Raw genomic sequence first — 26,208 nt, 5'->3', positions numbered from 1 at the left:
CCTAACATGATCATCCGGTTCTGGCGGATCGGGTGATGGGGGACCGGGGCGTGCGGAGGCTGGTTCTCGCGGCCGGGATGGCGGCGTTGCTCACCGGGTGCGGAACGGCCGCCCAGACGGCCAAGAATCCCGAACCGACCACGACCCCCATCCACCTGCACGCCGCGAACGTCGGCGAGGCGATCACCCTGACCGGCGTGGACGACGCCGGTGTCACGGGAACCCTCACGCTCGCCGTCAAGGTCAAGAAGGTCATCTCCACCGCCGTAGGCCGGGGCACGTTCGAGAAGCCGCGCAAGGGCGAGCGGTTCGTGGCCGTACGGTTCGTGTTCAAGAACATCGGCTCCACGGCGTACCAGGACAGCCCGACCTTCGGCGCGAAGGTCATCGACGAGGCCGGGCACGGCTACGACCCGACCGTGGCGACCGTGACCGCGGGCCGGGGCTTCCCCCGCGTCGTGACCCTGCTGCACGACCAGATCGGGGCCGGTTTCATCGTCTTCGCGGTCCCGCGCACGGCCCGGATCGTCTCCGTCCAATACGCCCTCAACGCCGGATACGCCACCGAGCTCGGCCAGTGGCGCGTGCACTGAGCACGGTGGGGTGAACCGAACCCCGGCCGGCGTGGTGGCACGATCGCCCCGGCGGGCGCGGGCGACCAGCATGAATGACGTCCCCGAAACACGGAGGTCGTCACATGCGCAGGACCATCATCGCGGCCGGTCTGGTCGCGGCCGGCCTCGTCGCCCCCGGCCCGGCCCCCTCCGAGGCGGTGCCTCACAAGGCCGCCGCCCAACGGCTGCGGCTGCCCGCCCCGACCGGCCCGGACGCGGTCGGCGCCGTGTCCCTGCGGCTCGTCGACCGGTCGCGGCCCGACCCCTGGGTGCCCGCCCGGTCGTACCGCGAGCTGATGGTCAGCGTCTTCTACCCGGCGCACGACGCCGCCGCCCACCCGGTCGCCCCGCAGATGACCCCCGCGGCGGCGAGACACTTCGACGCATCCCTCGGCACACCCGTGCACCAGGGCTGGGGCATCCCCGTGGGCGCGGTCGACTGGGGCGCCACACCGACCCACGCGCACACCGGCGCGCCCGCGCTGCCCGGCCGGCGCCCCGTCCTGCTCTACTCACCCGGCCTGGGCGACCCTCGTACGCTCGGCACCACGCTCGCCGAGGAGTTCGCCTCCCGCGGCTACGCGGTCGTCACGATCGACCACACCTATGACGCCTCGGAGGTGGAGTTCCCCGGCGGCCGGGTCGAGCCGTTCGCGCTGCCGCTGGACGGCGACGTCCTCGCGACGCTGAAGAAGGTCATGACCGTAAGGGTGGCCGACACGCGCTTCGTCCTCGACCGGCTGCCGTCGGTCCTGCCACAGGGGCTGACCCCGGGCCGGATCGGCATGTACGGCCAGTCGGCCGGGGGGTTCACCGCCCTGCAGACGGCGCACGACGACCCGCGCGTCGTGGCGGCGGCGGATCTGGACGGCACGGTCGGCTTCGACCAGGACGACGGCGGCCCCGGCCTGTCGCCGCTCGCCGAGGAGGGCCTGCGGCGGCCGTTCCTGCTGATGGGCAGCCAGGTGAGCGACCACCACACCGTACGGTCGTGGGAGGCGCTGTGGTCCAACAGCAGCGGATGGCACCGCGACCTGCACCTGCGCGGCTCGAAGCACCACACCTACACCGACATGGAGTCCCTGGTGCCGCAGGTGACCGGGCTGCCGGCCGAGGCGAAGTACGAGGACATCGGCTGGATCGACCCGGCGAAGGCCGTCGCGGACCAGCGGGCGTACCTCACGTCCTTCTTCGACCACGAGCTGCGCGGCCACGACGACGGCCTGCTCGGCGGGCCCTCCCCGGGCCACCCGGACGTGACCTTCGTCCGCTGACCGGCTTCGCCGATCGTGCGCCGAGGCGGACCTACCGTGCCACGGCGGGCGCTGCTAGCCTGGCCGGAGCCATCGATCCCGCGCGGGAGAGCGCCCCGGCCGCCAGCCTGGGCCGCCGAAGGAGCAACTCCTCCCCGGAACCTCTCAGGCGAAAAGTACCGCGTGGGTCAGGCGACCTCTGGAAAGCGGAGCGAAGCTCCCGCCGAAGGTGCAAGCCCCCCAAGGGGGGTGAAGCTCTCAGGCACCGATGACAGAGGGGGAGGCGCCGAGACCGCACGCCCCGTGCCGGTGGGACGATATGACCCCGCCAGTGCGCGAGCGTCTGCGCGATAAGGAGCCTGCCGCGATGTCCGTCCCGGACACCAAGAAGACACCACTCCACGACGTCCACGACGACCTCGGCGCCACCGTCACCGAGTTCGCCGGCTACCGGATGCCGCTGCGCTACGGCAGCGAGACCGCCGAGCACCAGGCCGTCCGTACGAGCGCCGGGCTGTTCGACCTCTCCCACATGGGCGAGATCTTCCTCACCGGGCCTCAGGCCGGAGCCGCGCTCGACCACGCGCTCATCGGGCACCTGTCGGCGCTCGCGGTCGGCCGGGCGCGCTACACGATGATCTGTGACGCCGCCGGTGGCGTGCTGGACGACCTGATCGTCTACCGGCTCGCGGCCGAGACGTTCATGGTCGTGGCCAACGCCGCGAACGCCGCGACCGTACGCGCCGAGCTGACGAAGCGGTCCGAGGGCTTCGAGGAGGCCGTGGTCGACGACCGGTCCGACGCGTACGCGCTGATCGCCGTCCAGGGGCCGAAGGCCCAGGGGATCCTCGCCGCGCTGACCGACGCCGGGCTCGCCGGCCTGAAGTACTACGCGATCCTGCCCGGCACGGTGGCCGGGGTCGACGCGCTGATCGCCCGTACCGGCTACACCGGCGAGGACGGTTTCGAGCTGTTCGTCTCCGCGGGCGACGCCGTGCCGACCTGGGGGGCGCTGACCGACGCCGGCGGCGACGACCTGCGGCCCTGTGGGCTCTCCTCGCGCGACACGCTGCGCCTCGAGGCCGGCATGCCGTTGTACGGCAACGAGCTCACCACCGAGACGACGCCGTTCGACGCGGGCCTCGGCCGTACCGTGAAGTTCGACAAGCCCGGCGACTTCGTCGGGCGTACGGCGCTCGCCGCACTGGCCGACAAGGCCCCGGAGCGCACGCTCGTCGGACTCGTCGCCCGCGGACGCCGGGTGCCCCGGCACGGGTACGACATCGTGGGATCAGACGGCACGCCGTGCGGTGTGGTGACCAGCGGCGCGCCATCCCCGACACTGGGCAAGCCCATCGCCATGGGCTATATCGACGCGGGTCACACCGAAGACACCGATCTGTCAGTGGACATCCGCGGTAAACACGAGCCGGTCGACAAGGTCGCCCTGCCTTTCTATAGGAGGACCCCGTGAGCAACGTGCCCGAGACCCTTTCCTACACCGAAGAGCACGAGTGGATTACCGAGCCCGCCGACGGCGTTGTCACCATCGGGATCACGGAGTACGCCGCTGGGTCTCTTGGGGACATCGTCTACGTCTCGTTGCCCCAGGAGGGTGCCTCGGTGGAGGCCGGTGAGCCCTGTGGTGAGGCTGAGTCGACCAAGTCGGTGAGCGACATCTACGCGCCGGTGACGGGAGAGGTGGTGGCGGTCAATGGTTCGGTCGAGGAGGACCCTGCCGTGATCAACTCTGACCCGTACGGCGAGGGCTGGCTGTTCAAGATCCGCAAGGACGGCGACTCGCCCGATCTGCTCGACGCCCCGGCCTATTCCAAGCTGATCGAGGAGGCGTGAGATGAGCCTGACCAACGCGTCGCTCGCCGACGTCGATCCCGAGGTGGCGGCGGCCATCGCCGACGAGCTGCACCGTCAGCAGTCCACCCTGGAGATGATCGCCTCGGAGAACTTCGCGCCGGTCGGCGTGCTCGAGGCCCAGGGCTCGGTGATGACGAACAAGTACGCCGAGGGGTACCCGGGCCGGCGCTACTACGGCGGCTGTGAGTACGTCGACGTCACCGAGCAGCTCGCGATCGACCGCGCCAAGGCGTTGTTCGGCGCCGACCACGCCAACGTGCAGCCCCACTCGGGCGCACAGGCCAACATCGCGGTCTACTTCGCGCTGCTGCAGCCCGGCGACACCATCCTGGGCCTGGACCTGGCCCACGGCGGGCACCTGACCCACGGCATGAAGATCAACTACTCCGGCAAGATGTTCAACGTCGCCGCGTACCACGTCGGCGACGACGGCCTGGTGGACATGGACGAGGTCTCCCGGCTGGCCCACGAGCACCGGCCGCAGATGATCGTCGCCGGCTGGTCGGCGTACCCGCGCCGGCTCGACTTCGCCGCCTTCCGCCGCGTCGCCGACGAGACCGGCGCGCTGCTCATGGTCGACATGGCGCACTTCGCGGGCCTGGTCGCGGCCGGCCTGCACCCCTCGCCGGTACCGCACGCCGACATCGTCACGACGACGACGCACAAGACGCTGTGCGGGCCTCGCGGCGGGCTGATCCTGTGCCGCGAGGAGTTCGCCAAGAAGATCAACTCGGCGGTGTTCCCGGGCACGCAGGGCGGGCCGCTGGAGCACGTCATCGCCGCCAAGGCGGTCGCCCTGAAGATCGCCGCCTCCGAGGAGTTCGCCGAGCGCCAGACCCGTACGGTCGAGGGCGCGCGGATCCTCGCGGCGCGGCTGTCGCGGGAGGACTCCGCCAAGGCGGGCGTGAAGGTGCTGACAGGGGGCACGGACGTGCACCTCGTGCTGGTCGACCTGGTCGACTCCGAGCTGACGGGCCGCGACGCCGAGGACCGCCTGCACGGCATCGGCATCACGGTGAACCGCAACGCCGTACCCAACGACCCGCGCCCGCCGATGGTGACCTCGGGTCTGCGGATCGGCACCCCGGCGCTGGCCACCCGCGGTTTCCAGGAGGCCGACTTCACCGAGGTCGCCGACATCATCGCGCTCGCGCTCCAGCCGTCCTTCGACTCCACCGCGCTCTCGGCACGGGTCAGCGCCCTCGCCGAGAAGCACCCGCTCTACCCCAGTTTGTGAGATGTGACCGATGACCATCGCCCCGGAGGGCCGCAAGCTGCTACGGGTCGAGGCGCGTAACGCCGAGACCCCGATCGAGCGCAAGCCGCCCTGGATCAAGACCCGGATGAAGATGGGCCCGCAGTACCGCGAGCTGACCGATCTCGTGCGCAGTGAGGGCCTGCACACGGTCTGCCAGGAGGCCGGCTGCCCCAACATCTACGAGTGCTGGGAGGACCGCGAGGCCACCTTCCTCATCGGCGGTGACCAGTGCACGCGCCGGTGCGACTTCTGCCAGATCGACACCGGCAAGCCCGCCGCGTACGACCCGGACGAGCCGCGTCGCGTCGCCGAGTCCGTCGAGCAGATGGGCCTGAAGTACGCCACGATCACCGGCGTCGCCCGCGACGACCTGGCCGACGGCGGCGCCTGGCTGTACGCCGAGACCGTACGCCAGATCCACTCGCGCCTGCCCGGGTGCGGCGTCGAACTCCTCATCCCGGACTTCAACGCGATCCCGTCCCAGCTCGCCGAGGTCTTCTCCGCGCGCCCGGAGGTGCTCGCGCACAACCTGGAGACCGTGCCGCGGATCTTCAAGCGGATCCGCCCGGCGTTCCGGTACGAGCGGTCGCTCTCGGTCATCACACAGGCGCGTGCGGCCGGGCTGGTCACCAAGTCCAACCTCATCCTCGGCATGGGCGAGACCCGCGAGGAGGTCACGCAGGCCATGCGCGACCTGTACGACGCGGGCTGTGAGCTGCTCACGATCACGCAGTACCTCCGCCCCACGCCGCGCCACCACCCGGTCGACCGCTGGGTCAAGCCGGAGGAGTTCGTCGAGCTGAAGGCCGAGGCCGAGAGCATCGGCATGGTCGGCGTCATGTCCGGCCCGCTCGTACGCTCCAGCTATCGCGCCGGACGGTTGTACCAGCAGGCCATGGAGGCCCGGGCCGCGGCGAAGTAATGGCGATCAGTGTCTTCGACCTGTTCAAGATCGGCATCGGCCCGTCCAGCTCGCACACCGGCGGGCCGATGGCGGCCGCGCACCGTTTCGCCTCGAGTCTGGCCGCCGACGGCCTGCTGGAGAAGACCGCGTCCGTACGGACCGTGCTGTACGGCTCGCTCGGGCTGACCGGCAAGGGCCATGGCAGCGACAAGGCCGTTCTTCTCGGCCTGGAGGGCGACAAGCCGGAGTCGGTCGACGTCGCGGGAGTGGACGCGCGGGTGGCGGCGGCGCGTTCCAGCGGTGTCATCTGCCTGTTCGGCGACCACTCGGTGCCCTTCGTGGTCGGCACCGACCTCGTCTTCGAACGCAAGAAGTCACTGCCGCACCATCCGAACGGCATGCGCTTCACGGCCTCCGACGACTCGGGGACCGTACTCCGGGAGAAGGTCTACTACTCGGTCGGCGGCGGTTTCGTCGTGGACGAGGACGCCACCGGCGCGGACCGCATCAAACCGGACGACACCGTGGTGCCGTACCCGTTCTCCAGCGGCGCCGCCCTGCTCGCGCTGACCGAGGAGACCGGCCTGTCGGTGTCGGCGCTGATGATGGAGAACGAGAAGGCGTTCGGCCTCTCCTCAGAAGAGATCCGTACGCGCCTGCTGGAGCTGTGGCAGGTCATGCGGGAGAGCGTCGCGCGCGGCTGCACCCAGGAGGGCCTGCTGCCGGGTGGCCTGAAGGTCCGCCGCCGGGCCCACCACCTGCAGCGCAAGCTCGTGACGGAGCCCGCCGGAGACCCGCTGCAGGCGATGGACTGGGTGACGCTGTTCGCCCTGGCGGTCAACGAGGAGAACGCCGCCGGCGGCCGGATCGTGACGGCCCCCACCAACGGCGCCGCCGGCATCGTCCCCGCCGTGCTGCACTATTACGACAAGTTCGTCCCCGGCGCCTCGGACGAGGGCGTGGTCCGCTTCTTGCTGACGGCGGGCGCGATGGGCGTACTGATCAAGGAGAACGCCTCGATCTCAGGTGCCGAGGTGGGGTGCCAGGGAGAGGTGGGGTCGGCCTGCTCGATGGCCGCCGCGGGTCTGACCGAGGTCCTCGGCGGCACGCCGGAGCAGGTGGAGAACGCCGCGGAGATCGGCATCGAACACAATCTGGGCCTGACCTGCGACCCGGTCGGCGGCCTGGTCCAGGTGCCGTGCATCGAACGCAACGCGGTCGCCTCGATCAAGGCCATCAGCGCGGCGCGCCTGGCGTTGCGCGGCGACGGCCGGCACTTCGTGTCGCTGGACAAGGCGATCAAGACCATGCGGGACACGGGCCGCGACATGCTCGACAAGTACAAGGAGACGAGCCGCGGCGGCCTCGCCGTGAACGTCATCGAGTGCTGAGCATCGCCTGATCTGTCCCCATAGGTGGAGCGAGGTGTCGCTTTGCCTTTGCCGACGAGGTGCACCTTGTTGACGGCGGCCTGAGCGTGTCTGGTTACGGTGAGGGCATGGCCCCACCCTCGGAGAGTTCGCCGGAGCTCGTTGCGCGGCGGGCGGCGTCGTTCGGCGCGGAGGCGGCCGCCTACGCCGCCGAGCGGCCCGATTACCCGGAGACCGCGATCCGCTGGGCGCTGGAGCCCGTACGGATGCGGACGCCGTTGCGGGTTCTCGACCTGGCCGCCGGAACCGGAAAGCTGACCCAAGGGCTCGTACGCGCCGGCGCCGAGGTCGTCGCGGTCGAGCCGGACGAGGCCATGCTCGCCGAACTGCGCCGGCTCCTGCCCGGTGTGCCCGCGCTGGCCGGTACCGCCGAGAGCATTCCGCTCGGTGACGGAGCCGTGGACGCGATCCTCGTCGGCCAGGCGATGCACTGGTTCGACCTGGACCGTGCCATGCCCGAGATATCCCGCGTGCTGGCTCCCGGTGGTGTGCTCGCAGGGCTGTGGAACACCGACGACGACCGGGTGCCCTGGGTGGACGGGCTCAAGGAGGTGGCGCGCAGCAGCGTCTCCTACACCCGGTGGGAGGGGCACGCGAGGCTCCGCCCGACGCCGCACTTCCCCGAGCTCGAGGAGAAGTCCTTCCCGCACGCGCAGCGCCGTACGGCCGAGTCGCTCGTCGCCACCCTCGCCACCCACTCGCATGTCCTCGTCCTGCCCGACGACGAACGCGAAAAGCTCATGGGGCGCGTCCTCGCCTACCTGCGGGCGAACCCCGCGACGACGGACGGCGAGTTCGACATGCCCCTCGTCACCGTCACGGTACGGGCCGTCGCACAGAACCGGCTGTAACGCACGCCGACCCATACGCTGCGCGGCCGGCCCCGCAGCCCGCAGCCCGTACCCCGCAGTTCACCGTCCGCGTTCGGCGCTGGGCTGCGCTGCTGGGTACAGGGCCATGTAGTTTCGGGCCGCGCCGGACCTGGAGCCGTCGAGTCTTAAGCCATCGAGCGCTGACCGACAGGACCGACGGTCCGATGGCCATGCCTGTCCGGCGCAAGCCCATGAGTTGGTCGATCGCGCTCACCGAGCCCCGGCGTCGCCGCGGGCCCGCCGAGCCACCTCACCGTGCCCGCCGAGCCTCGGTGGGATGCCGCCGACCGCCGGCGTCGGGTGCGGGGCCACCTCACCGTGCCTGCTGAGTCGCCCCGCGGGGCGCCAGTCCCGCGACACTCAGCCGATACCCTCCCGCAGCGAGAGCCCCGTCACTCGCGATCCGCGGGTGCGGTGATCCGCCAGTGGCCGCTCGGGCCGATCCACAAGATGACGCCGGGCCAGATGTGCTCGATCCGCCAGCCTGGGGTCTGTTTGAGCCGGTGGTGGTGGCGGCAGAGCATCGCGAGGTTGCAGGGGCAGGTCACACCGCCACGATGAAACGGAATTGAATGGTCTGCGTCGCAGTGCCGGACCGGCCGGCGGCACCCCGGGAAACAGCACCTCCGGTCCCGGTGCTCGACCAACCGCCGAATCACCGCCGGTGGCCGATGGCCGGCCCGACTCTGATCAACATCACGTGCACCCGTACGACCGGGCGCCCCGCGAACGGAGACGTCTCGGCAGGAGTCATCGCGGCGGCGCCCGGATCCGTCGAGTCGGCCACGATCGAGGTTGTGCTGATCGAGCCGTGCTGATTTGGGTTGTGTTGGCCGGGAGGGCACCAGGGGGTGCGCAAGGTGGTGAGTGATTCGGTGATGCGGGCTCCGGCCTGGGCGATCAGGGCCGCGAGCCGGCGATGTCGTTCGGGCAGATCGGTCAGTTCGGGGTGGGCCTGCGTGAGTGCGTTCAGCTCTGCGCGGGCGGTCTCGGCGATGATGTCGGCGACCGCGTCATCGACGTGGTTCCAGTCCTGTTCCGGGCGGCGGGACGGTTCCCCGGTCGGCTCGGGGGGTGGCTCGGTCGTGCCGGCGGGGGGCTGGGTGGTGGTCAGGGTGCCGCGTAGCAGGGCCACGAACACATCGGCGCGGAGCTGATCTAGACCCCTCCGGTCGCCACCGCTCTTCAGGCCGGCGGCGATGGCCGAGATCCGCCCATAGGCGGCACTGGCGGCCTCGGCGGGCAGATCGTGGCCGATCAGGTCGGCCGTACCGGTATCGGTCTCGATCAGCTGTACGGCACGCTCCCCTTCCGCCTCCTCGCGGCGGCGTGCCAGGGCGTCGGGGTCCAGTCGCCGGATCAATCGCCGGATCAATCGCCGGATCTTTGCCCGGAGCTGACCGGTTGTCTGTTCCGGCGCTTTGGGGAGCACTTTCGTCTCGATCACCGCCGCGACGTTGGCGTCGACCTGGCCGGTGCAGTGCCAGATGGTGCGGGCTTTGTAATAGTCGACCTCGCCGCTGCTCAGCGCGGCGAATGTGCCGGGCAGCCGCCTGGTCAGCTCGGTTGCGAATCGGATCAGGCCATCGGCGGACGCCGACGTGAGTGTCAGCGCCTCCGCCACCTCGTCGATCAGGTACTCGTGAGGCGGCACCACCCAGATCGCCGGACCAGCGCCGCCGGAGCCGGCGCTAGTCGGAGCGGTGCTGCCGTCTGAGGCGGTACCGCTCGGAGCAGTGTTGTTCGGGCCGCCATCGTCCGGAGTGGCACCTTCACGCTCGGGGCTGCCGCTGCCGAAGACAGCGCCAGCGGCCTGGCCGTCGTCGGGGTCGCGGCGCCGCGCCAGCTCCGCGACCGCTGCCAGCTCGACCGCCTGTGCTCGTGAGGCCTGCCGCCGCGCCGCCACCATCGCCTCGATCAGGGCGTAATCGGACAAGGTGCCGAGATCAGGCCCCGGCGGACTCTCCAGAGACGTCCCCGTCACCTGCGCCTTTTCCGCAGGTGTCACGGCCTGCGGCATCGGCGTTCGCGTCAGAGTCTCCACCGACAGAACACCCCCCAATAATCCAGTCCACCTTCGAACATAATAGCGAATGAATTGGCTTCGAGGCAATGGAAGGGGGAGTCCGAAGAAGCTGGGCAATAATTAATCAATATTGCTATACATGTGAGCAATGTCGGTCTTAAGTCACGCACATGTCGGACGAAGCGGAATGGTGGGGCCTGTTTCCAAGCCGCTGGGCGCTCCGTCACTTTGGGATCGAGTAGAACCCGACGTCGAGGCGGTCCGGTCGGCCGCCTGGAGTGAGTCGCACCATCCCTGGCTACGGTGAGAGGCAGGCTTCTTTCCCCTGATGTGTAGTCGGAGGACGCGGTAGGCGGCGTCGTTCGGCGGGCAGTCTGAGATGTACGGGATCAGGCGAGAAGGGCCATTTAATAGGAGACTGTAAAGTGCGATCCTTCGGGGGTTCCGTGAGATGCGCGTCATCGCCAGGTGTCGTCCAAACATCGCATCCACGCCACCGGGGGGAAATTCCGGAGACGGTCGGCGAGGTCCGGGCCGTGGCGGTCGACAGGGACGACGTCGGCTTTGCGGAAGGCGTCGTGGTGTCGCGGAAGACCGCCCAGATGACCCCACTCCCTGCTTCCCGCGGCGAAGGTACGGACAGGCGTGGCGTCCCGTGCTCGCGGGCCGTCGTAGGCGGATGTCGCCGCGGTTCAGGCCGTGGGCTCCGGGTCGGTCTAGATCAGATACTTGCTTGACGTAGCAAGTATCTGTATTTTCGCAGGTAGGCGACGGACGCCAACGTCCGTGGCCGCTTCGCCGCACGAGGACGGCACGACGGCCGCTCGTGCGGAGGCCCGCCAGGAAGGCGTGGTCGTGCTTGGACCGGACGCAGCCACCGGGTCACGGATCAGGAGGATTCCCATGGCAATGCTGGACGACAAGGTCGTGCTCATCACCGGCACCGGAGGAGGCCAGGGGCGCGTCGCGGCGCTGGCCTTCGCGAGGGAGGGTGCGAAGGTCATCGGATGTGACGTCAAGGCCGACGGCAACGACGAGACGGTCGATCTCGTACGCCGGGCCGGCGGGCGGATGACGGGCATCGCGCCGGTCGACCTCACCGACCCCGATCAGGTGGAGCGGTTCGTCGAGAGGGCCGCGACCGCGTACGGCGGGCTCGACGTCGTCTACAACAACGCGGCCATGCAGTACTTCGGGCCGATGCCCGACTTCTCCATAGAAGCCTGGCGCGGGACCATCGCCGGTGAGCTCGACATCCCCTTCTTCGTGTCGAAGTTCGCCTGGCCGCACCTGGTCCGGCGCGGTGGTGGTGTCATCCTCAACGTCGCGTCCGTGGCCGGGATGATCGCCGGGGCGGTTCCGAAAATGGTCGCGCACAGTGCGGCGAACGCCGGCGTCATCGCCATGACGCGGCAGTTCGCGCTGGAAGGCGCGCCCCACGGGATCCGCGCGGTGGCGATCAGCCCCGGCCCCGTCCTCACCCCGGCCAGCGACCGCGACCTCGGCGACGACCAGGCGATGCGGGACGCGATCACCGGCAAGACGCTGCTGAAGCGGTTCGCCCGACCCGAGGAGATCGTCGAGCTGGCCGCCTTCCTCGCCTCCGACCGGGCCACGTACATCACGGGCGCCAACTACGCGGTCGACGGTGGCGCGAGCGCCTGGTGACACGGCGGAAGAGCGCGTCCGCAGGCGGAGCGCCCGGCGCAGCGGCCACGAAAGCTCACATGGCCGGGGACGGAATCGCGGCGGCCGACACCAGCGCGGCGAAGACGTCCAGGCCCTCGTCCGCCTCCGGGTGCCACTGCACCCCGACCGTGAACGGGTGGCCCTCCAGCTCCACCGCCTCGATCAGCCCGTCGTCCGCCCAGCCGCACGCGCTCAATCCGTCGCCGAGCTGGTCGATCGCCTGGTGGTGCAGGCTCGGCACGTCCAGCGTCGTACGGTTCAGCGCCCTGGCCAGCACGCAGCGCGGGTGCAGATGCACCTCGTGCCTCGTGAAGATCCCGTCGCCGCCCGAATGGCCCTCGTGGCCCACGACGTCCGGAATGTGCTGGTGGAGCGTCCCGCCCAGCACGACGTTCAGAAGCTGGAGCCCCCGGCAGATGCCCATTCCAGAAGGGCCGTCTCCGCCTCGTCCCGTACGGCGTTGACGTAGCCGTTCCGCGGATGCGGCACCGCCCCGTACCGAGCCGGATCCAGGTCGCCGCCGCCGACGAGCAGCAGCCCGTCGAGGCGGGCCAGGACCCGGGGGATGCGGGGGACCGCCGGGAGAATCACCGGGATGCCGCCCGCGGCGACGACCTTGTCGAGATAGCGCTGAGGCACGACGCTGGCGGGCATGTTCCACGCCGCCCAGCGGGCCATTTCGGCGTACGCGCTCACGCCGATCACCGGTTTGGTCACAGGATCCGATATAAGCGTGGCACTCCGTCACGCTCACCCCAGATGATTTTCGTGTGACCGAGACTTGACCGGTCAGTGACGTACCAGCGCGCGAAAGAGGGAGAGGTCCTCGTCCACCTCGGGGTGCCACTGCACGCCCAGCGCGAACGGATGGTCCTCGACCTCGGCCGCCTCGATCAGCCCGTCGTCCGCCCACGCGCACGCGGTCATCCCCGCGCCCAGCCGGTCGATGGCCTGGTGGTGGTAGTGCGCCACCGTGACGGCCGGCGCGCCCACCGCCGCGAAGAGACGCGAGGACACGGCCACCGTGACCGGAAACCGGTTGTAGCTCCCCGGGGTCAGGGAGTGCCGCTCGTCGCCCACGACGTCCGGTACGTGCTGGTGGAGCGTTCCGCCGAGCGCGACGTTGAGCACCTGGGCGCCCCGGCAGATGCCGAGGAACGGCAGGCCGCGGTCGAGCGCGGCGCGTACGAGGGCCAGCTCGGCCGTGTCCCGGAAGTCGCGGACATAGCCCGTACGGGGATGCGGCACGGCCCCGTACGACGCCGGGGAAACGTCGCCGCCGCCGACGAGTATCAGCCCGTCCAGCCGGGACAGCACCGAGGACGGGTCGCCGGCCGGCGGCAGCACGACCGGCTGCCCACCGGCCCGTACGACCTGCTCGACGTACGCGTGCGGCAGCAGCGTCGCCGGCATCTCCCAGACCGTGAACCGGGCGAGCTCGACATAGGAGGTGATCCCGATCAGCGGAGCGGCGGTCATGCGGGCGTGACGTACGCGCCCGAGATGCCGCCGTCCACCAGGAACTCCGCCGCCGTGATGAAGGAGGCGTCGTCGCTGGCCAGGAACGCCACCGCGGCGGCGATCTCGGTCGCCTCGGCGAACCGCCCCATCGGGATGTGCACGAGCCGCCGCGCCGCGCGCTCGGGGTCCTTCGCGAACAGTTCCTGCAGCAGCGGGGTGTTCACCGGCCCCGGGCACAGCGCGTTGACCCGGATGCCCTCGCGGGCGAACTGCACGCCCAGCTCCCGTGACATCGCCAGCACGCCGCCTTTGGAGGCGGTGTAGGAGATCTGCGAGGTCGCCGCGCCCATGACCGCGACGAACGAGGCCGTGTTGATGATCGAGCCGCGCCCCTGCGCCTGCATGTACGGGATGACGTACTTGCAGCACAGGTACACGCTGGTGAGGTTGACCTCCTGCACGCGCCGCCAGGCGTCCAGGCCGGTCGTCAGGATCGAGTCGTCCTCGGGCGGGGAGATGCCGGCGTTGTTGAACGCGATGTCGACCGAGCCGTACGTCTCGTGGGCGAAGGAGTACATCGCGCGCACGTCGACCTCGCTCGTCACGTCGGCGCGGACGAACGCCCCGCCGATCTCCGTGGCCACGCCCGATCCGGTCGTCTCGTCGAGATCGGCGATCACGACCTTGGCGCCCTCTTGGGCGAGACGCCGCGCCGTCGCGAGCCCGATGCCGCTGGCACCCCCGGTGACGACCGCGACGCGGTCCTGCAGGCGCAACATTGATCCTCCGATTCGGAAAACTTCAGTCCGTGGCGATGAAGACGTTCTTGGTCTCGGTGAACGCGCCGAGGGCGTCCGGGCCCAGCTCGCGGCCGAAGCCGGACTGCTTGAAGCCGCCGAACGGCGTCCAGTAGCGGACCGCGGAGTGGGAGTTGACGGACAGGTTGCCCGCCTCCACCGCCCGCGCCATCCGCAGCGCGCGCCCCACGTCGCGGGTCCAGATCGAACCCGCCAGCCCGTAGGAGGTGTCGTTGGCGAGGCGTACGGCGTCGGCCTCGTCCTCGAACGGCAGGACGCTCACCACCGGCCCGAAGATCTCCTCCTCCCAGGCACGCCCGTCCCCGGTCAGCACGGTCGGCGGGAACCAGTAGCCCGGACCCTCCGGGCAGCTCCCCTGGAACGCGACGTCGTCGCGGACGAAACCGCGGACCTTCTCCCGGTGCGCGGCGCTGATCAGCGGCCCGACCTCGGTCTCCGCCGCGTGCGGATCGCCCACGCGGACGCCGCGCACCGCGACTTCCAGCATTTCCATGAACTCGTCGTACGCGCCGCGCTGCACGAGCACGCGCGAGCGGGCGCAGCAGTCCTGCCCGGCGTTGTCGAAGACCGCGTACGGCGCGGACGCGGCGGCCTTGGGCAGGTCGGCGTCGGCGAAGACGATGTTGGCGCTCTTCCCGCCGAGTTCGAGCGTCAGCCGCTTCACCTGCGTGGCGCAGGCCGCCATGATCTCCTTGCCCACGCGCGTCGACCCGGTGAAGACGATCTTCCGTACGGCCGGGTGCTCGACCAGCCGCCGCCCGGCGACCGGCCCCTCACCGGGGACGACCTGCAGCACGCCCGGAGGCAGCCCGGCCTCCAGGGCGAGCTCGCCGATGCGGCGCGCGGTCAGCGGGGTCGCCTCGGCGGGCTTGACGATCACCGTGTTGCCGGCCGCGAGCGCCGGCGCCATGCCCCAGCCCAGGATGGGCATCGGGAAGTTCCACGGCACGATCATCCCGACCACGCCGAGCGGCTCCTGGAACGTCACGTCGAGCCCGCCCGGCGCCGGGATCTGCCGCCCGAACAATCGTTCCGGCGCCGCCGAGTAGTAGTTCAGGACGTCGCGGACGTTCCCGGCCTCCCAGCGCGCCTGGCCGATCGGGTGCCCGGCCGAGGTCACCTCCAGCCCGGCCAGCTCCTCGATGTGCGCGTCGACCACGGTGGCGAAGGCGCGCAGCAACCGGGCCCGGTCGCCCGGGGCCACGTGCCGCCAGGTCTCGTACGCCGCGGCGGCGCGGGCGACGGCGGCGTCGACCTCCCCGGCGTCCGCCATCGGCACCGACGTGATGACCTCCTCCGTCGCCGGATTGATCACCTGGTAGGCCATCAGGTGCGCTCGAAGTTACGGAACAGCTCCCAGTCGGTCACCGCGCGGTCGTAGGCCGCGAGCTCGACGCGAGCGTTGTTGGCGTAGTGGTCCACGACCTCGTCGCCGAAGGCCGTACGGGCGAGGGCGCTGCCGGTCCAGTCGGCGCAGGCCTCGCGCAGCGTCGCGCGTACCTGGTCGGCGCCGGAGTTGTAGGCGTTCCCGCCGTAGGCGTCCTCCAGCGACAGCTCGTTCTCGATGCCGTACAGGCCGGCGGCGATCAGCGCCGACACGGCGAGGTAGGGGTTCACGTCGCCGCCGGGGACGCGGTTCTCGATGCGCAGCGACGAGCCGGAGTGGCCGACGAGCCGCAGCGCGCAGGTGCGGTTGTCCAGCCCCCACTTGATCGCGGTCGGCGCGAACGAGCCCGGCGCGAATCGCTTGTAGGAGTTGACGTTCGGCGCGTACAGGAGGGTGAAGTCGCGCATGCAGGCGAGCTGCCCGGCGATGAAGTGCTCACCGATCGGCGAGAGCCCGTGCTCTCCGTCGCCGTACATCACCGGCGTGCCGTCGTCGGCCCGCAGCGAGATGTGGATGTGGCAGGAGTTGCCCTCCCGCTCGTTCGGCTTGGCCATGAAGGTGATCGACATGCCCTCCTGGGCCGCGATCTCCTTCGCGCCGGTCTTGTAGAGCACGTGGTTGTCGCAGGTGCTCAGCGCGTCGGCGTAGCGGAAGGCGATCTCGTGCTGGCCGAGGTTGCACTCGCCCTTGGCCGACTCGACGTACATCCCGGCGCGGTCCATGGAGTTGCGGATCCGGCGCAGCAGCGGCTCGACGCGCGACGTCCCCATGATCGAGTAGTCGACGTTGTACTGGTTGGCCGGCGTCAGGTCCTGGTAGTGCCGGTTCCACGCGTCTTCGTAGGAGTCCTGGAAGACCAGGAACTCCAGCTCGGTGCCGACGTACGCGCCCCAGCCGCGCTCGGCGAGCCGGGCGAGCTGGTGCCGCAGGATCTGCCGCGGCGACGCGACGACGTCCTTTCCGTCCTCCCACGAAAGATCGGCGAACACCAGCGCGGACCCGTCATGCCACGGCATCGCGCGCAGTGTGGACAGGTCGGGGCGCATGACGAAGTCGCCGTACCCGCGCTCCCACGACGACATGGCGTACCCGTCGACGGTGTTCATGTCGACGTCGACCGCGAGCAGGTAGTTGCACCCCTCCGACCCGTGCGCCGCCACCTCTTCCAGGAAGAATCGGGCGGACAGGCGTTTGCCCTGCAGCCTTCCTTGCATGTCGGTGACGACGATGAGGACCGTGTCGATCCGGTCCGCCTCCACCTCGACCCACAGTTGCTCCAGAGTGAGCAGACCTCGGTTCGGCACGATGCTCTCTTTCGGGGGACGGCGGGCACGGAGCGCCCGGAGAGCTGATCTTCGAAATTAATGGTGTGTTTTGCGACCATTGATGCGTCTGAGCTGTGCCGTGTCAAGGCTTCGGCGGGTCAAGATTCGGCGGGCCGGGATCAGATCACCAGGCGCGGGATGAGGAGGATCGCCAGCAGCACGGAGGCGGCCGTGAGGCTGACGAGCGACCAGAACTTACCGGAGATGCGCGCCGACTCCGTGCGGAAGATCCCGTTCTTCTCCTCGGCGGTGAGGTGCTCGTCCATCGCGAGATCGGCCCGGCGCTCCGCCCCGTTGGCGATGTGCGCGGCCCACGCGGCGAACACCGACGCCGCCACCCAGGCGGTGGAGTCCACCACGATCTTTCCCGACGGCACCTCGGTCGGCCCGGTCTCCACGGCCGTCAGCAGGTTGATGCCCGCGCCCGCGAGCAGACCGGCGAGGAAGTTCAGCAGGGAGGAGGGCAGGACCCGCTCGGTCAGCATCGGCGGGGGCGCGAGCTTCATGGTTCCCCTCGGGCGTTCGGATCGGGAATGCGGCGCCAGCCCGAACGAATGATCTCCTGTCCCAGAGTGTTGAGCTTCGAGACGAGCATCCCGGAGACGCCTCCGTGTGCCAGTTCGTGCTCGATCGCGTCCAGCGTCTGGCCGCGTGAGTTCCACAGGTCCAGCCTGCGCTGGAACGTCGCCTGTACGGAGGGAAGAAGGTCGTCGATCATGCTCGCGCGGGTGTTGATGTGCTCTTCGATCTCCCGTCGCAGCCGGGTGATCGCGCGGTTGACGTCGGCCTCGATCGCGCGGAGCGGCACCGCCGGCTCCCGTGAGCGGTCGGCGGCGGGCCGGCCGGTGTTGACGGGCCGCGGGGGAGGCAGGAGGTCTTCCATGCCCCACAGTTCGTGCAGCATGCGGCGGAGTTCGCGGTTGACGGTCGTCCAGATGATGATCCACAGCTGGACGGCGATGAAGGGAGCCTTGGCGCTCGCGCTCAGCGGCTCGCCGGGGCGGGTCGCCCGCAGCTCGGGGCCGCGCCGGTCGGCGCGGGTGGCCCAGCCGAGCAGGTGGATGATCGCGGGTTTGAGGTCCTCCCACTCGTCCCCGGTGCGGATCCGGGCCTCGACGATCAGGGACAGCTCGGTCTCCTGGTTGTTGGTCACCATGCTGTCCTGGGCCAGGCACAGACGCTCGTAGCTGGTGCGCACCTTCGCCGGCTGCGGGTACCCCGCGTGCAGGAGGGCGGACAGGCACAGGGCCGTCGACATCGCGTCGGAGGCGTCGCCGGCGACGCCGTTGTGCCAGCCCGACTCGTACGCGCCGCCCAGCCTCTTGTCCTGGCACAGCCACCTGCACGCCTGCTGGATCGCGTGGTCGGTCTCGTCGTAACCGGCCAGGCACAGGCCCAGGATCATCTGAGCGGTGATCCAGGGCATCTGCGCGGACCGGAACGTGCCCGCCTCGATCGCCTGCTGCGCGATATGCCGCAGGCGGTCGACCCGGGGCGGGTCGCGATCGATCGCCGTCGCCTCGAAGCTGAGGAGCACGCCGAGCATCCAGCCCTGGCACGCCGTCTCCGGGGCGAGGGACTGGGCCGTCGCCGAGGGCGCGCCCCCGTTGATGGCGGCGCTCTCGGCGGCCATCAGGTCGTGGATCCGTACGAAGCTGTCGAGGTCCGCGGACGGTTCGCCGACCCAGGTGGGCAGGTCACCGGACGTGTCGTAGCTCCACCGGCCACGGACGAAGTTCGCGCACTCGCGCCAAGCGTCCGCCTTGCCCAGGTAGGACAGGGCGATGCCGGCGAAGGCGGCCGACGCCACCTCGTCCCCCCACCCGGGATCGTCCAGCACACGCCCGGCGAGGGAGTCCCCGAGGAACCCCAGAGCGCTCCAGGCGCTCGCGAGCTGCTTGGGGTCGAACGGTCCCTCGTGCCCGAAGGGGAGGAGCTCGAGGCGGTTCAGCGTCGCCTTGATCTGCGCCGCGCCGGAGCGCTGGAGGTGCTCGTAGACGACCCTGTCCGGGCTCGGCAGGGCCTGGCGCTCCTGCCACGATCGCTTGATGTGACGGACCAGCAGCTTGGCCTGCGACCGCGGGCCGATGGTGTAGGACTCGTCGTTGAGGTGGACGAGCTCGGCCGACCGCAGCTCCTCCAGGCCCTCCAGCCCGTTGCTGACGCTCTGGCGCCGGGGCATCTCGATCTCGAACAGCGACAGGCATGCCAGGGTGTACAGCGTGCGCCGCGCCCCGGAGCTCACCCGGTCGACGCCGATGCTCTCGGCGACATAGTCCACCAGCTCCCCCATGTCCGGCACCCGGTGAAGGCGCTGCCGGAGTTCGAGGGCCTTGGTCGCGAGGAAGCAGTCGCCGTCGGCGAGGTCCTCGACGCACTGCCGGTCGCCGGGTGGCAGGTCCTCGGCGTCGTGAAGGATCGCCTGGACGACCCTCCGGTTGTTGATCGGCACCAGGACCAGATGCGTCGAGGACAGCGGCGGCTCGACCTGGGCCGTCAGCGGCGACCCGGTGGCCAGGACGACGAGCCCGAGCCGCATCTCGGCGCGCAGCTGGTTCACCAGGTCGAAGACTCCGCGCGCGGCCGAGACGTTGGCCTGCACGTTGTCGACGACGACCAGCGTCCTCGGCCACCGCTCCATGGTGAGCAGGCCGTAGGCGACCGACTCGTCGCAGTCGTACGGGTCGGTCAGGTCCAGCCACACCAGGCCGCCGTCCTCCTCCAGATGCCGGGAGGCGTGCCAGGTCGCCATCATCGTCTTGCCGACGCCGACCTTCCCGTACACCAGGACGTCGAGGTCGTTGCCGAGGTGCTGGTCGATCGTCTCGTTCTCCAGCAGGAGCCGGTAGCGACGGACGCGGTCGAGCATCGCCGAGGGTTCCGCGGGGTGCGCCCGGCCGAAGGCGTGCGGGTGCCAGCGCGACTCCGGCTGCCCCCGGTAGTGCGCCGCCAGCGCGTACGCCAGGATCCGCAGGACCGTCTCACCCGACGCGGCCGCCCTTCGCAGGTCCGACAAGGGCAGGCGCAGGTCGATCGCCTGGTCCGAGCGGGGTGCGGAGACACGCCACGACACCGACGGCCGGCCGTCGCCCGCGGCGAAGGTCGTACGCACGCGCAACAGCGGTTCCCGGCTCGGGCCGACCGCGGCGCCCCGCGCGGCGGCGACCATCTCGGCGAGGACCTCGACGGCACCGCGTTCGTCTTCGTCCGCCAGACGGTCTTGGAACTCTTTCCAGTCAGCGGGCTCCGTGGACATCGACCTCTTCTTCACCCAGAGAAGTGGATGAACGAGCCCCCCGCCGCCGAAATCCAAAATGATCTCGGCGACCTCGTTCCTCGACCGTGCGGTGGCGCTTAGAGCTTTCCGGCGATGATCTGAATGTAGGTCGCGGGACGAAGCTCGCCCGGGACGGAATTCAGGCTCGAATATCTGATCTTGAAACCCTGTTCGGCGAAGAGCCGGCCGATGGTCGCGGCGTCGCCGAGGTCCTGACTGCGCATCGAGAGGGCGTACTGCTGTGCCGCCGAGGTGATGTCGTTGACCCGCGACTTGAGATATCGGCGCCAGCGTTGTGCGCGGTCGCGGGCCCGCAGGGCGAAGTCGGACACCTCGTCGAGCACGCTTCCCCTGGGCGCGTCGAGCGGATGCACGCGCACGGTCGTGATCACCGTGCCGCCCGGCTCGAGCAGCTCGTGCCAGGACCGGATCACCTCTTTGGCGGTGCTCGTCTCCAGGCGGGTGAGGAAACCGTCGGTGGTGATCAGGTGATAGCGGACCGGATCGGGCGCGATCTCCAGCACGTCCGCCTCGCGTACGTCGACCGTGCAGGTACCGAGGGCTTCTTGCGTCGCCCACCGCTGGGAGTACCACTGGCACGACAGGAGCGCGGTACGGCAGCGGTCCACCACCGTGATCCCGGCGTCGGCCCGCGCGTTCGCGGCCGCCCGCAGGACGTACGCGAGGAGCGTGTAGTCGGCAGTCCCGGTGATCAGCACCCGCGGTTGCTTCTCCCCGGCCAGCCCGTGGAACGCCTGGTCGAGGGCGTGCTCGTAGAACGGGGAGTGCCAGTCCGGGCTGCTCACCATGTTGAACAGCCGCAGGTGCTGCCAGACGCCGTGGTACCACGAGCAGGTCGACCGCCCGTCCGTCGGCTGGATGCAGGAGAAGGGCGCGATGGTGGCCATCGTGTCGGCGCTGAGCACGAGCTGCTCGGTGAGGTCGAGGCCGGCCGGGACGCTCTCCCAGGTGGTCTCCGCGCGGCTCCAGAGCCTGTTCCACATCTCACGGAACCGCTCGACGTCGGCCGTTCGCGTGCTGACCTGCCAGAAGGGCGAGCCCTGCGGCTCCTGCGTGACGACCGTCGTGCCGTCGATCAGCCACACGTTGCTCAGCGGCAGGGCGGCCGGCTCCTCGTCGATGAGCTGCTGGATGGGCAGGCCGCGCACCTCGTACCGCGGGCTCTCGTCGCGCGGGTCGGCCAGGTCCTGGTCGCCTCTCCCGGAGGGCAATAAGTGCAGGCGCTTGACCTGCACGTTTCGCTCCTCGTCCTCCGCGAGCGAGCGCCAGACGGTGTCGGAGAACGCGTCGGCCGCCTCGAAGCGCGGGGCGAGCGGCACGATCTGGTGCACGCTGGACGTCACCGTGCTCGCGAGCTGCTGGATGAGCCGGGTCACGGCGGCCGGCGGCAGGCGGACGACGTCGGTGTCCTGACCGTCGAAGCTGAACCGATGCTGTGAGCGAACGCGGCGTGCGATTCGCAATGCCGACCATTCGTCCCCCGACGGCATATCGGTCGCGTTAATTGTCATAGTTCCGCCTTTTCCCAACCCTGCCCGTCAGTCGTGCTATCCCCGTGGGCGCGATAAGCGTTACCCATTCCCGTATGGTGTCCGGCCGAGTGGAATAATCGCTTGTCACTTGACACATACGGCGGATCGATCTCGCCACAGGACAGAGCGATTCAGGCCCGTACGCGCTCGCCGCGCGGGTCGTACAGCGGCTCCCGGGCGACCTCGGCCGTGACCCACGTGCCGAAGACGCCCACCTCGACCTCGGCGCCGATCTCGCCGGCCGCGACGGGCAGGTACGCGTACGCGATCGAGCGGCCCACCGTGTGCCCGTACCCGCCCGAGGTGACCCGCCCGACGACCTCGTCGCCCACCCGTACCGGCTCGTTGCCCAGGCACACCGCGCCCGGGTCGTCGAGCGTCAGGCAGCGCAGCCGCCGCGTGAGCCCGCGCTCCCGCGCCTCGGCGAGCGCCGCCGCGCCCAGGAACCCGCCCGGCTTGCCGGGCCGCACGCAGAAGCCGAGCCCCGCCTCGTACGGGGTGACGTCCGGTGACAGGTCCGCGCCCCAGACCCGGTAGCCCTTCTCCAGCCGCAGGCCGTCGATCGCGCGGTAGCCGCCGGGCACCGCCCCGGTGCCGGCGAGCGTCCGCCAGAGGGCCGCGCCGTACTCACTGGAGCAGTACAGCTCCCAGCCCAGCTCGCCGACGAAGGTCACCCGCAGGGCGCGGACCGGGACGTCGCCGACCGTGATCTCCCGCGAGGTCAGGTACGGGAAGTCCGCGTTGCCCAGGCCGTCCGGGGTCAGGCCGGCGAGCAGCGCGCGCGAGCGCGGTCCCCACAGCGCGAAGCAGGCGTACTGCCCGGTGACGTCCGCGACCCGCACCGACCCGTCGTGCGGCGCGTGCGCGCGGATCCAGGCCAGGTCGCGGGTGCCGAACGCGGTCCCGGTGACGACCAGGAAGGACTCGGCGCCGGTACGGGTGGCGGTGAAGTCGCACTCGATGCCACCGCGGACGTTGAGGCACTGCGTGTAGGTGACCGCGCCGACCTCGCGGGCGACCTCGTTGTCGCACAGCCATTCCATCAGGCCGGCCGCGCCCGGCCCGGTCACCTCGATCTTGGCGAACGACGACTCGTCGAACAGCCCGGCCGACTCGCGTGTGGCCGCGTGCTCCGCGGCGATCGCCGGAGACCAGCCGCGGCCCGCCCAGCCGCGGGGTCCTGGCCCAGAGCCCCCCGCGGCGTTGGACTCATAGAAATCGACCCGCTCCCAGCCGGCCTTCTCGCCGAAGACCGCGCCCAGCGCCGCGTGCATCCCGTACGCGGGGGAGACCCGCAGGGGACGCCCGGCCGCACGCTGCCGGTCGGGGTACGGGATGTCGTAGTAGGTCTCGTAGTTCTCCACGGTGCGCTTACGCGTGTACGACGGCGAGCGGTAGTGCGCGCCGAACCGCCGTACGTCCATGTGCCACACGTCCGCCGACGGCTCGCCGGCCACGATCCACTCGGCCATGACCCGGCCGATGCCGCCCGCGCCCGCGATGCCGTGCGCGCAGAACCCGGCCGCGACGAAGAACCCCGCCACCTCGGTCTCGCCGAGGCAGAACTCGTTGTCCGGAGTGAACGCCTCCGGGCCGTTGATCAGCTTGCGGATGCCCGCGTCGGCCATCGCGGGGACGCGCCGCTGGGAGCTGGCGGTGATCTCCTCGAACCGGTCCCAGTCCTCGGCCAGCAGCCGCCCGTTGAAGTCGGGCGGGACCGCGTCCCGGTCCGCCGGGCCCAGCGCCCAGGGCGCCGACTCGCGCTCGTACCCGCCCATGAGCAGGCCGTCCACCTCCTCGCGGAAGTAGACGAGGTTGTCGGGGTCGCGCAGGGTCGGCAGGCGCGTGCCGTCGTGCTCGCGGAGCGCCTCGGTGACGAGGTACTGGTGCGACATCGGCACGATCGGCACGCGGACGCCGGCCATCCGCCCGATCTCGGCCGCGAACATCCCGCCGGCGTCGACCACGACCTCGGCCTCCACCTCGCCCCGGTCCGTACGGACCCCGGTGACCCGGCCGTCCCGTACGCCGACGCCGAGCACGCGGGTGTGGGTGAACGTGCGCACGCCGCCCGCGCGGGCACCGGCCGCGAGCGCGTATGTGAGCTGGGAGGGGTCGACGTAACCGTCGGTGGGCAGGTACGCCCCGCCGAGCACGCCTTCGGTGCTCATCAGGGGGAACAGCCGCCGCGCCTCGGCCGCGGAGATCTCCTCCAACGGCAGCCCGTACGCCGCCGCCCAGCCGATCTGACGGCGGATCTCCTCCATCCGCTCGGGCGTGCCGGCGAGACGGATGCCCCCGCACTCGACCCAGCCCGGCGGGTTCTCACCCTCCTGGAGCCGGCGGTACAGCTCCACGGAGTACATGTTCATGCGAGTGAGGGCCGGGTCGGAGCGCAGCTGCCCGACCAGGCCGGCCGAGTGGAACGTCGAGCCGCTGGTCAGGTCCGCGCGGTCGACCAGGATCACGTCGCGTTCGCCCAGCTCGGCGAGGTGATAGGCGGTGCTCGTACCGCCGACGCCACCGCCGACGATCACGACGCGGGCGCGGCCGGGCAGGTTCTTCGACGTCACGGGGCGTCCTCCGCGGTCTCGGGGGCGGTCCAGACGACGACGCGTGTACGGTCGCCGCGGAACAGGTCGGTCGCGTGCTCGATGGGCTCGCCCGCGCGGTTGTACGCGACGCGCTCGACGGCCAGCAGCGGCGTGCCGGGCGGTACGTCGAGCAGGGCGGCCGGCTCGGCGCCCGCGGCCACGGGCTCGATGCGCTCGACCGCGCGCTCCGGCGCCTCGCCGTACCTCTCGCGCAGCAGGTCATAGAGCGAGCCGCCCAGCGCCTGCTCGGCCAGGCCGGGGAAGCGGCCGGCCGGAAATCGGGAGCGTTCGAGCGCGATCGGCTCGCCGTCCGCGAGCCGGACCCGGGCGATGGCCACGACCGGCTCGCCCGGCCCGAGACGCAGGGCCTCGGCCACGGCCGGCTCGGCCGGGGCGAGCGTCACCGCGATCACCCGCGCGCCCGCGACCAGGCCCTGCCGCCGGATGTACTCGCCCAGCCCGGCGAAGCTGCCGAGGTCGCGCTCGACCTTGGGCGCGGCCACGAACGTCCCGCCGCCACGGCCGGGCCGCCGGACGACGATTCCCGCCCGTTCGAGGTCGTGCAGGGCCAGCCGCAGCGTCGAGCGGCTCACGTCGAGCCGCTCGGCCAGCTCCCGTTCCGGAGGCAGGCGGCCGCCGGGCCCGTACCCGCCCTGCCGGATCGCGTCGGCGACGCCCTCCCACGCCTTGCGCCGGAGAGTGTCGTCCGGTTCGTCGGTCATGACCCGCTTCTAGCACTCCATTGGCCATACCAGAAGGGGTAAAGGTTGACCGAATAAAGTTCTGGTGCCCTCTTGACGCCGACCTTCCCTGCTCGCAGACTTCCGGAACAACATCTGGTCGCATACCCGCTCGTATGTTTCGAATGGGTTAAGGGCAGTCCATGCGACCGCAACCGTTGGACGGTCGATGGCGCTCAGCGTGGCGGAGATCATGGCGCGAGCCGGGCTGGGCTCCGGTGACGTCATCGCCTGCACGACGCTGACGGGCGGGCTCAGCCATCGCGTCCTCCGGGTCGAGACGGACGGCGGGACGTACGTCGTTCGTGTCCTGGACCCCGCGGTGAGCGAGGCCGGGCTCGGGGTCCCGGCCCGCCTGGAGATCGAGAACACCGTACGCGCCGCGGGCGTCGGCCCGGCCGTCCTGTACGCCGACGGCGACACGATGGTCCTGGAGTACATCGAGGGCGCCACGCTGGACCGCGACGACGTGCGGCGCCTGGAGACCATCCCCCGGCTCGCCGCGGCCTGCCGGCGGCTGCACGCCGGGCCGGCCTTCGCCGGCGACTTCAACATCTTCCGCAAGGCCGAGGAACTGCTCGACCGGTGCCGGCGGCACGACCTGCGGGTCCCCGACGGCTACGGCGACCACCTGCCGGTCATGACGGCGATCGAGGGCGCCGTGGAGCGCGCGCCGCTGCCCGCCGCGCCGTGCCACAACGACCTGCTGCCGGAGAACTTCATCGACGACGGCCACGACGTGCGCATCGTCGACTTCCAGCTCTCCGGCATGAACGACCCCGCCTTCGAGCTCGGCGACATCGCCGCCGAGGGCGACTTCGAGCCCGGACGGGTCGAGGCGCTGGCCGCGGCGTACTTCGGCGGCGAGATGTCCGCCGCGCTGCTCGCCCGCGTACGGCTCTACCTCCTGGTCTCCAATGTCACGTGGACGCTGTGGTTCGCGATCCACCACGGCCTGCTGGCGCACCGGGCGGCGGACGCCGCGTTCGACTACGACGCCGAGGCCGCCGACAAGTGGGGCCAGGCCCGGCGCGACCTCGCCGACCCGGACCTCGGGCGGCTGATCGACCTGACGGCCCATCGGGGGAGAGCCGTCACGTGAGCGCTTCGGCTCACCCGCAGACACCGGCGC

Annotated in this window: 21 protein-coding genes, 1 pseudogene and 1 riboswitch; of the genes and pseudogenes, 10 read left to right on the top strand and 12 right to left on the bottom strand. The window is 70.6% G+C overall.

Annotated elements, in window-relative coordinates; translation table 11 throughout:
• Positions 1–50 precede the first annotated feature (50 nt).
• From QWU11_RS03585 to QWU11_RS03550, 8 genes are all read left to right on the top strand, one after another.
• The gene (locus tag QWU11_RS03585; protein WP_290103536.1) at positions 51–593 is read left to right on the top strand and encodes a DUF4352 domain-containing protein; all 543 of its coding nucleotides are present in this window, start codon (positions 51–53) and stop codon (positions 591–593) included.
• A 104-nt stretch (positions 594–697) separates the two neighbouring features.
• Positions 698–1,888 carry a lipase gene (locus QWU11_RS03580; protein WP_290103535.1) on the top strand — a complete coding sequence of 397 codons (1,191 nt, stop codon included), beginning with the start codon at positions 698–700 and terminating at the stop codon, positions 1,886–1,888.
• A 73-nt stretch (positions 1,889–1,961) separates the two neighbouring features.
• Positions 1,962–2,059, top strand: a riboswitch (glycine riboswitch).
• Positions 2,060–2,234: 175 nt separating this feature from the next.
• Positions 2,235–3,341: a glycine cleavage system aminomethyltransferase GcvT gene (gcvT, locus tag QWU11_RS03575; protein WP_290103534.1), complete on the top strand. Its 1,107-nt coding sequence runs from the start codon at positions 2,235–2,237 to the stop codon at positions 3,339–3,341.
• Positions 3,338–3,721 (top strand): glycine cleavage system protein GcvH, encoded by a 384-nt coding sequence (gene gcvH / locus QWU11_RS03570; RefSeq protein ID WP_290103533.1) that lies wholly within the window; start codon positions 3,338–3,340, stop codon positions 3,719–3,721. The genes gcvT and gcvH overlap by 4 nt, the downstream gene beginning before the upstream one ends.
• Before the next feature lies 1 nt (position 3,722).
• Complete coding sequence (gene glyA, locus QWU11_RS03565) at positions 3,723–4,979, top strand: serine hydroxymethyltransferase (protein WP_290103532.1); 1,257 nt, start codon at positions 3,723–3,725, stop codon at positions 4,977–4,979.
• Between the two features lie 10 nt (positions 4,980–4,989).
• Complete coding sequence (lipA, locus tag QWU11_RS03560) at positions 4,990–5,922, top strand: lipoyl synthase (protein WP_290103531.1); 933 nt, start codon at positions 4,990–4,992, stop codon at positions 5,920–5,922.
• Positions 5,922–7,295 (top strand): L-serine ammonia-lyase, encoded by a 1,374-nt coding sequence (locus QWU11_RS03555; RefSeq protein WP_290103530.1) that lies wholly within the window; start codon positions 5,922–5,924, stop codon positions 7,293–7,295. Before lipA ends, QWU11_RS03555 begins: the two co-directional genes overlap by 1 nt.
• Positions 7,296–7,402: 107 nt before the next feature.
• Positions 7,403–8,185, top strand: coding sequence for a class I SAM-dependent methyltransferase (locus QWU11_RS03550; protein WP_290103529.1), 783 nt, complete (start codon positions 7,403–7,405; stop codon positions 8,183–8,185).
• A 413-nt stretch (positions 8,186–8,598) separates the two neighbouring features.
• Here QWU11_RS03550 and QWU11_RS03545 read toward each other — a convergent pair whose 3' ends face one another.
• Positions 8,599–8,754 carry a hypothetical protein gene (locus QWU11_RS03545; protein ID WP_290103528.1) on the bottom strand — a complete coding sequence of 52 codons (156 nt, stop codon included), beginning with the start codon at positions 8,752–8,754 and terminating at the stop codon, positions 8,599–8,601.
• 107 nt (positions 8,755–8,861) lie between these two features.
• On the bottom strand, positions 8,862–10,250 hold the full coding sequence (locus QWU11_RS03540; RefSeq protein ID WP_290103527.1) for a DUF222 domain-containing protein: 1,389 nt from the start codon (positions 10,248–10,250) through the stop codon (positions 8,862–8,864).
• 885 nt (positions 10,251–11,135) lie between these two features.
• On the opposite strand from QWU11_RS03540, the gene QWU11_RS03535 reads away from it, so the two are divergent.
• On the top strand, positions 11,136–11,900 hold the full coding sequence (locus QWU11_RS03535) for an SDR family NAD(P)-dependent oxidoreductase (RefSeq protein ID WP_290103526.1): 765 nt from the start codon (positions 11,136–11,138) through the stop codon (positions 11,898–11,900).
• A gap of 55 nt (positions 11,901–11,955) precedes the next feature.
• Here the strand turns inward: QWU11_RS03535 and QWU11_RS03530 are convergent.
• From QWU11_RS03530 to QWU11_RS03485, 10 genes and pseudogenes are all read right to left on the bottom strand, one after another.
• Positions 11,956–12,575: pseudogene (locus QWU11_RS03530) on the bottom strand (gamma-glutamyl-gamma-aminobutyrate hydrolase family protein).
• A gap of 135 nt (positions 12,576–12,710) precedes the next feature.
• Positions 12,711–13,400: a gamma-glutamyl-gamma-aminobutyrate hydrolase family protein gene (locus tag QWU11_RS03525; protein WP_290103525.1), complete on the bottom strand. Its 690-nt coding sequence runs from the start codon at positions 13,398–13,400 to the stop codon at positions 12,711–12,713.
• Positions 13,397–14,161 carry a 3-oxoacyl-ACP reductase gene (locus tag QWU11_RS03520; protein ID WP_290103524.1) on the bottom strand — a complete coding sequence of 255 codons (765 nt, stop codon included), beginning with the start codon at positions 14,159–14,161 and terminating at the stop codon, positions 13,397–13,399. Before QWU11_RS03520 ends, QWU11_RS03525 begins: the two co-directional genes overlap by 4 nt.
• A gap of 22 nt (positions 14,162–14,183) precedes the next feature.
• Complete coding sequence (locus QWU11_RS03515; protein WP_354670805.1) at positions 14,184–15,530, bottom strand: aldehyde dehydrogenase family protein; 1,347 nt, start codon at positions 15,528–15,530, stop codon at positions 14,184–14,186.
• Positions 15,527–16,894: a glutamine synthetase family protein gene (locus QWU11_RS03510; RefSeq protein WP_290103817.1), complete on the bottom strand. Its 1,368-nt coding sequence runs from the start codon at positions 16,892–16,894 to the stop codon at positions 15,527–15,529. Before QWU11_RS03510 ends, QWU11_RS03515 begins: the two co-directional genes overlap by 4 nt.
• Positions 16,895–17,031: 137 nt before the next feature.
• Entirely contained in the window at positions 17,032–17,418 is a 387-nt protein-coding gene (locus tag QWU11_RS03505; RefSeq protein ID WP_290103522.1) for a hypothetical protein, read from the bottom strand.
• The gene (locus QWU11_RS03500; protein WP_290103521.1) at positions 17,415–20,168 is read right to left on the bottom strand and encodes a hypothetical protein; all 2,754 of its coding nucleotides are present in this window, start codon (positions 20,166–20,168) and stop codon (positions 17,415–17,417) included. Before QWU11_RS03500 ends, QWU11_RS03505 begins: the two co-directional genes overlap by 4 nt.
• A gap of 98 nt (positions 20,169–20,266) precedes the next feature.
• Positions 20,267–21,673 carry a hypothetical protein gene (locus QWU11_RS03495; protein ID WP_290103520.1) on the bottom strand — a complete coding sequence of 469 codons (1,407 nt, stop codon included), beginning with the start codon at positions 21,671–21,673 and terminating at the stop codon, positions 20,267–20,269.
• A gap of 200 nt (positions 21,674–21,873) precedes the next feature.
• Positions 21,874–24,315, bottom strand: a complete 2,442-nt coding sequence (locus QWU11_RS03490) for an FAD-dependent oxidoreductase (protein ID WP_290103519.1) — start codon at positions 24,313–24,315, stop codon at positions 21,874–21,876.
• Positions 24,312–25,058, bottom strand: a complete 747-nt coding sequence (locus QWU11_RS03485; protein ID WP_290103518.1) for a GntR family transcriptional regulator — start codon at positions 25,056–25,058, stop codon at positions 24,312–24,314. Before QWU11_RS03485 ends, QWU11_RS03490 begins: the two co-directional genes overlap by 4 nt.
• A gap of 187 nt (positions 25,059–25,245) precedes the next feature.
• On the opposite strand from QWU11_RS03485, the gene QWU11_RS03480 reads away from it, so the two are divergent.
• A complete protein-coding gene (locus QWU11_RS03480) occupies positions 25,246–26,178 on the top strand; it encodes a choline/ethanolamine kinase family protein (RefSeq protein ID WP_290103517.1) in 933 nt (310 codons plus the stop codon).
• Positions 26,179–26,208: the final 30 nt, after the last annotated feature.

It is taken from the genome of Actinomadura sp. DC4, from assembly GCF_030406325.1.
Taxonomy (GTDB): Bacteria; Actinomycetota; Actinomycetes; order Streptosporangiales; family Streptosporangiaceae; genus Actinoallomurus.
The sequence above is the reverse complement of the archived record's forward strand: the minus strand, read 5'-3'. Positions and strand labels throughout refer to the sequence as shown.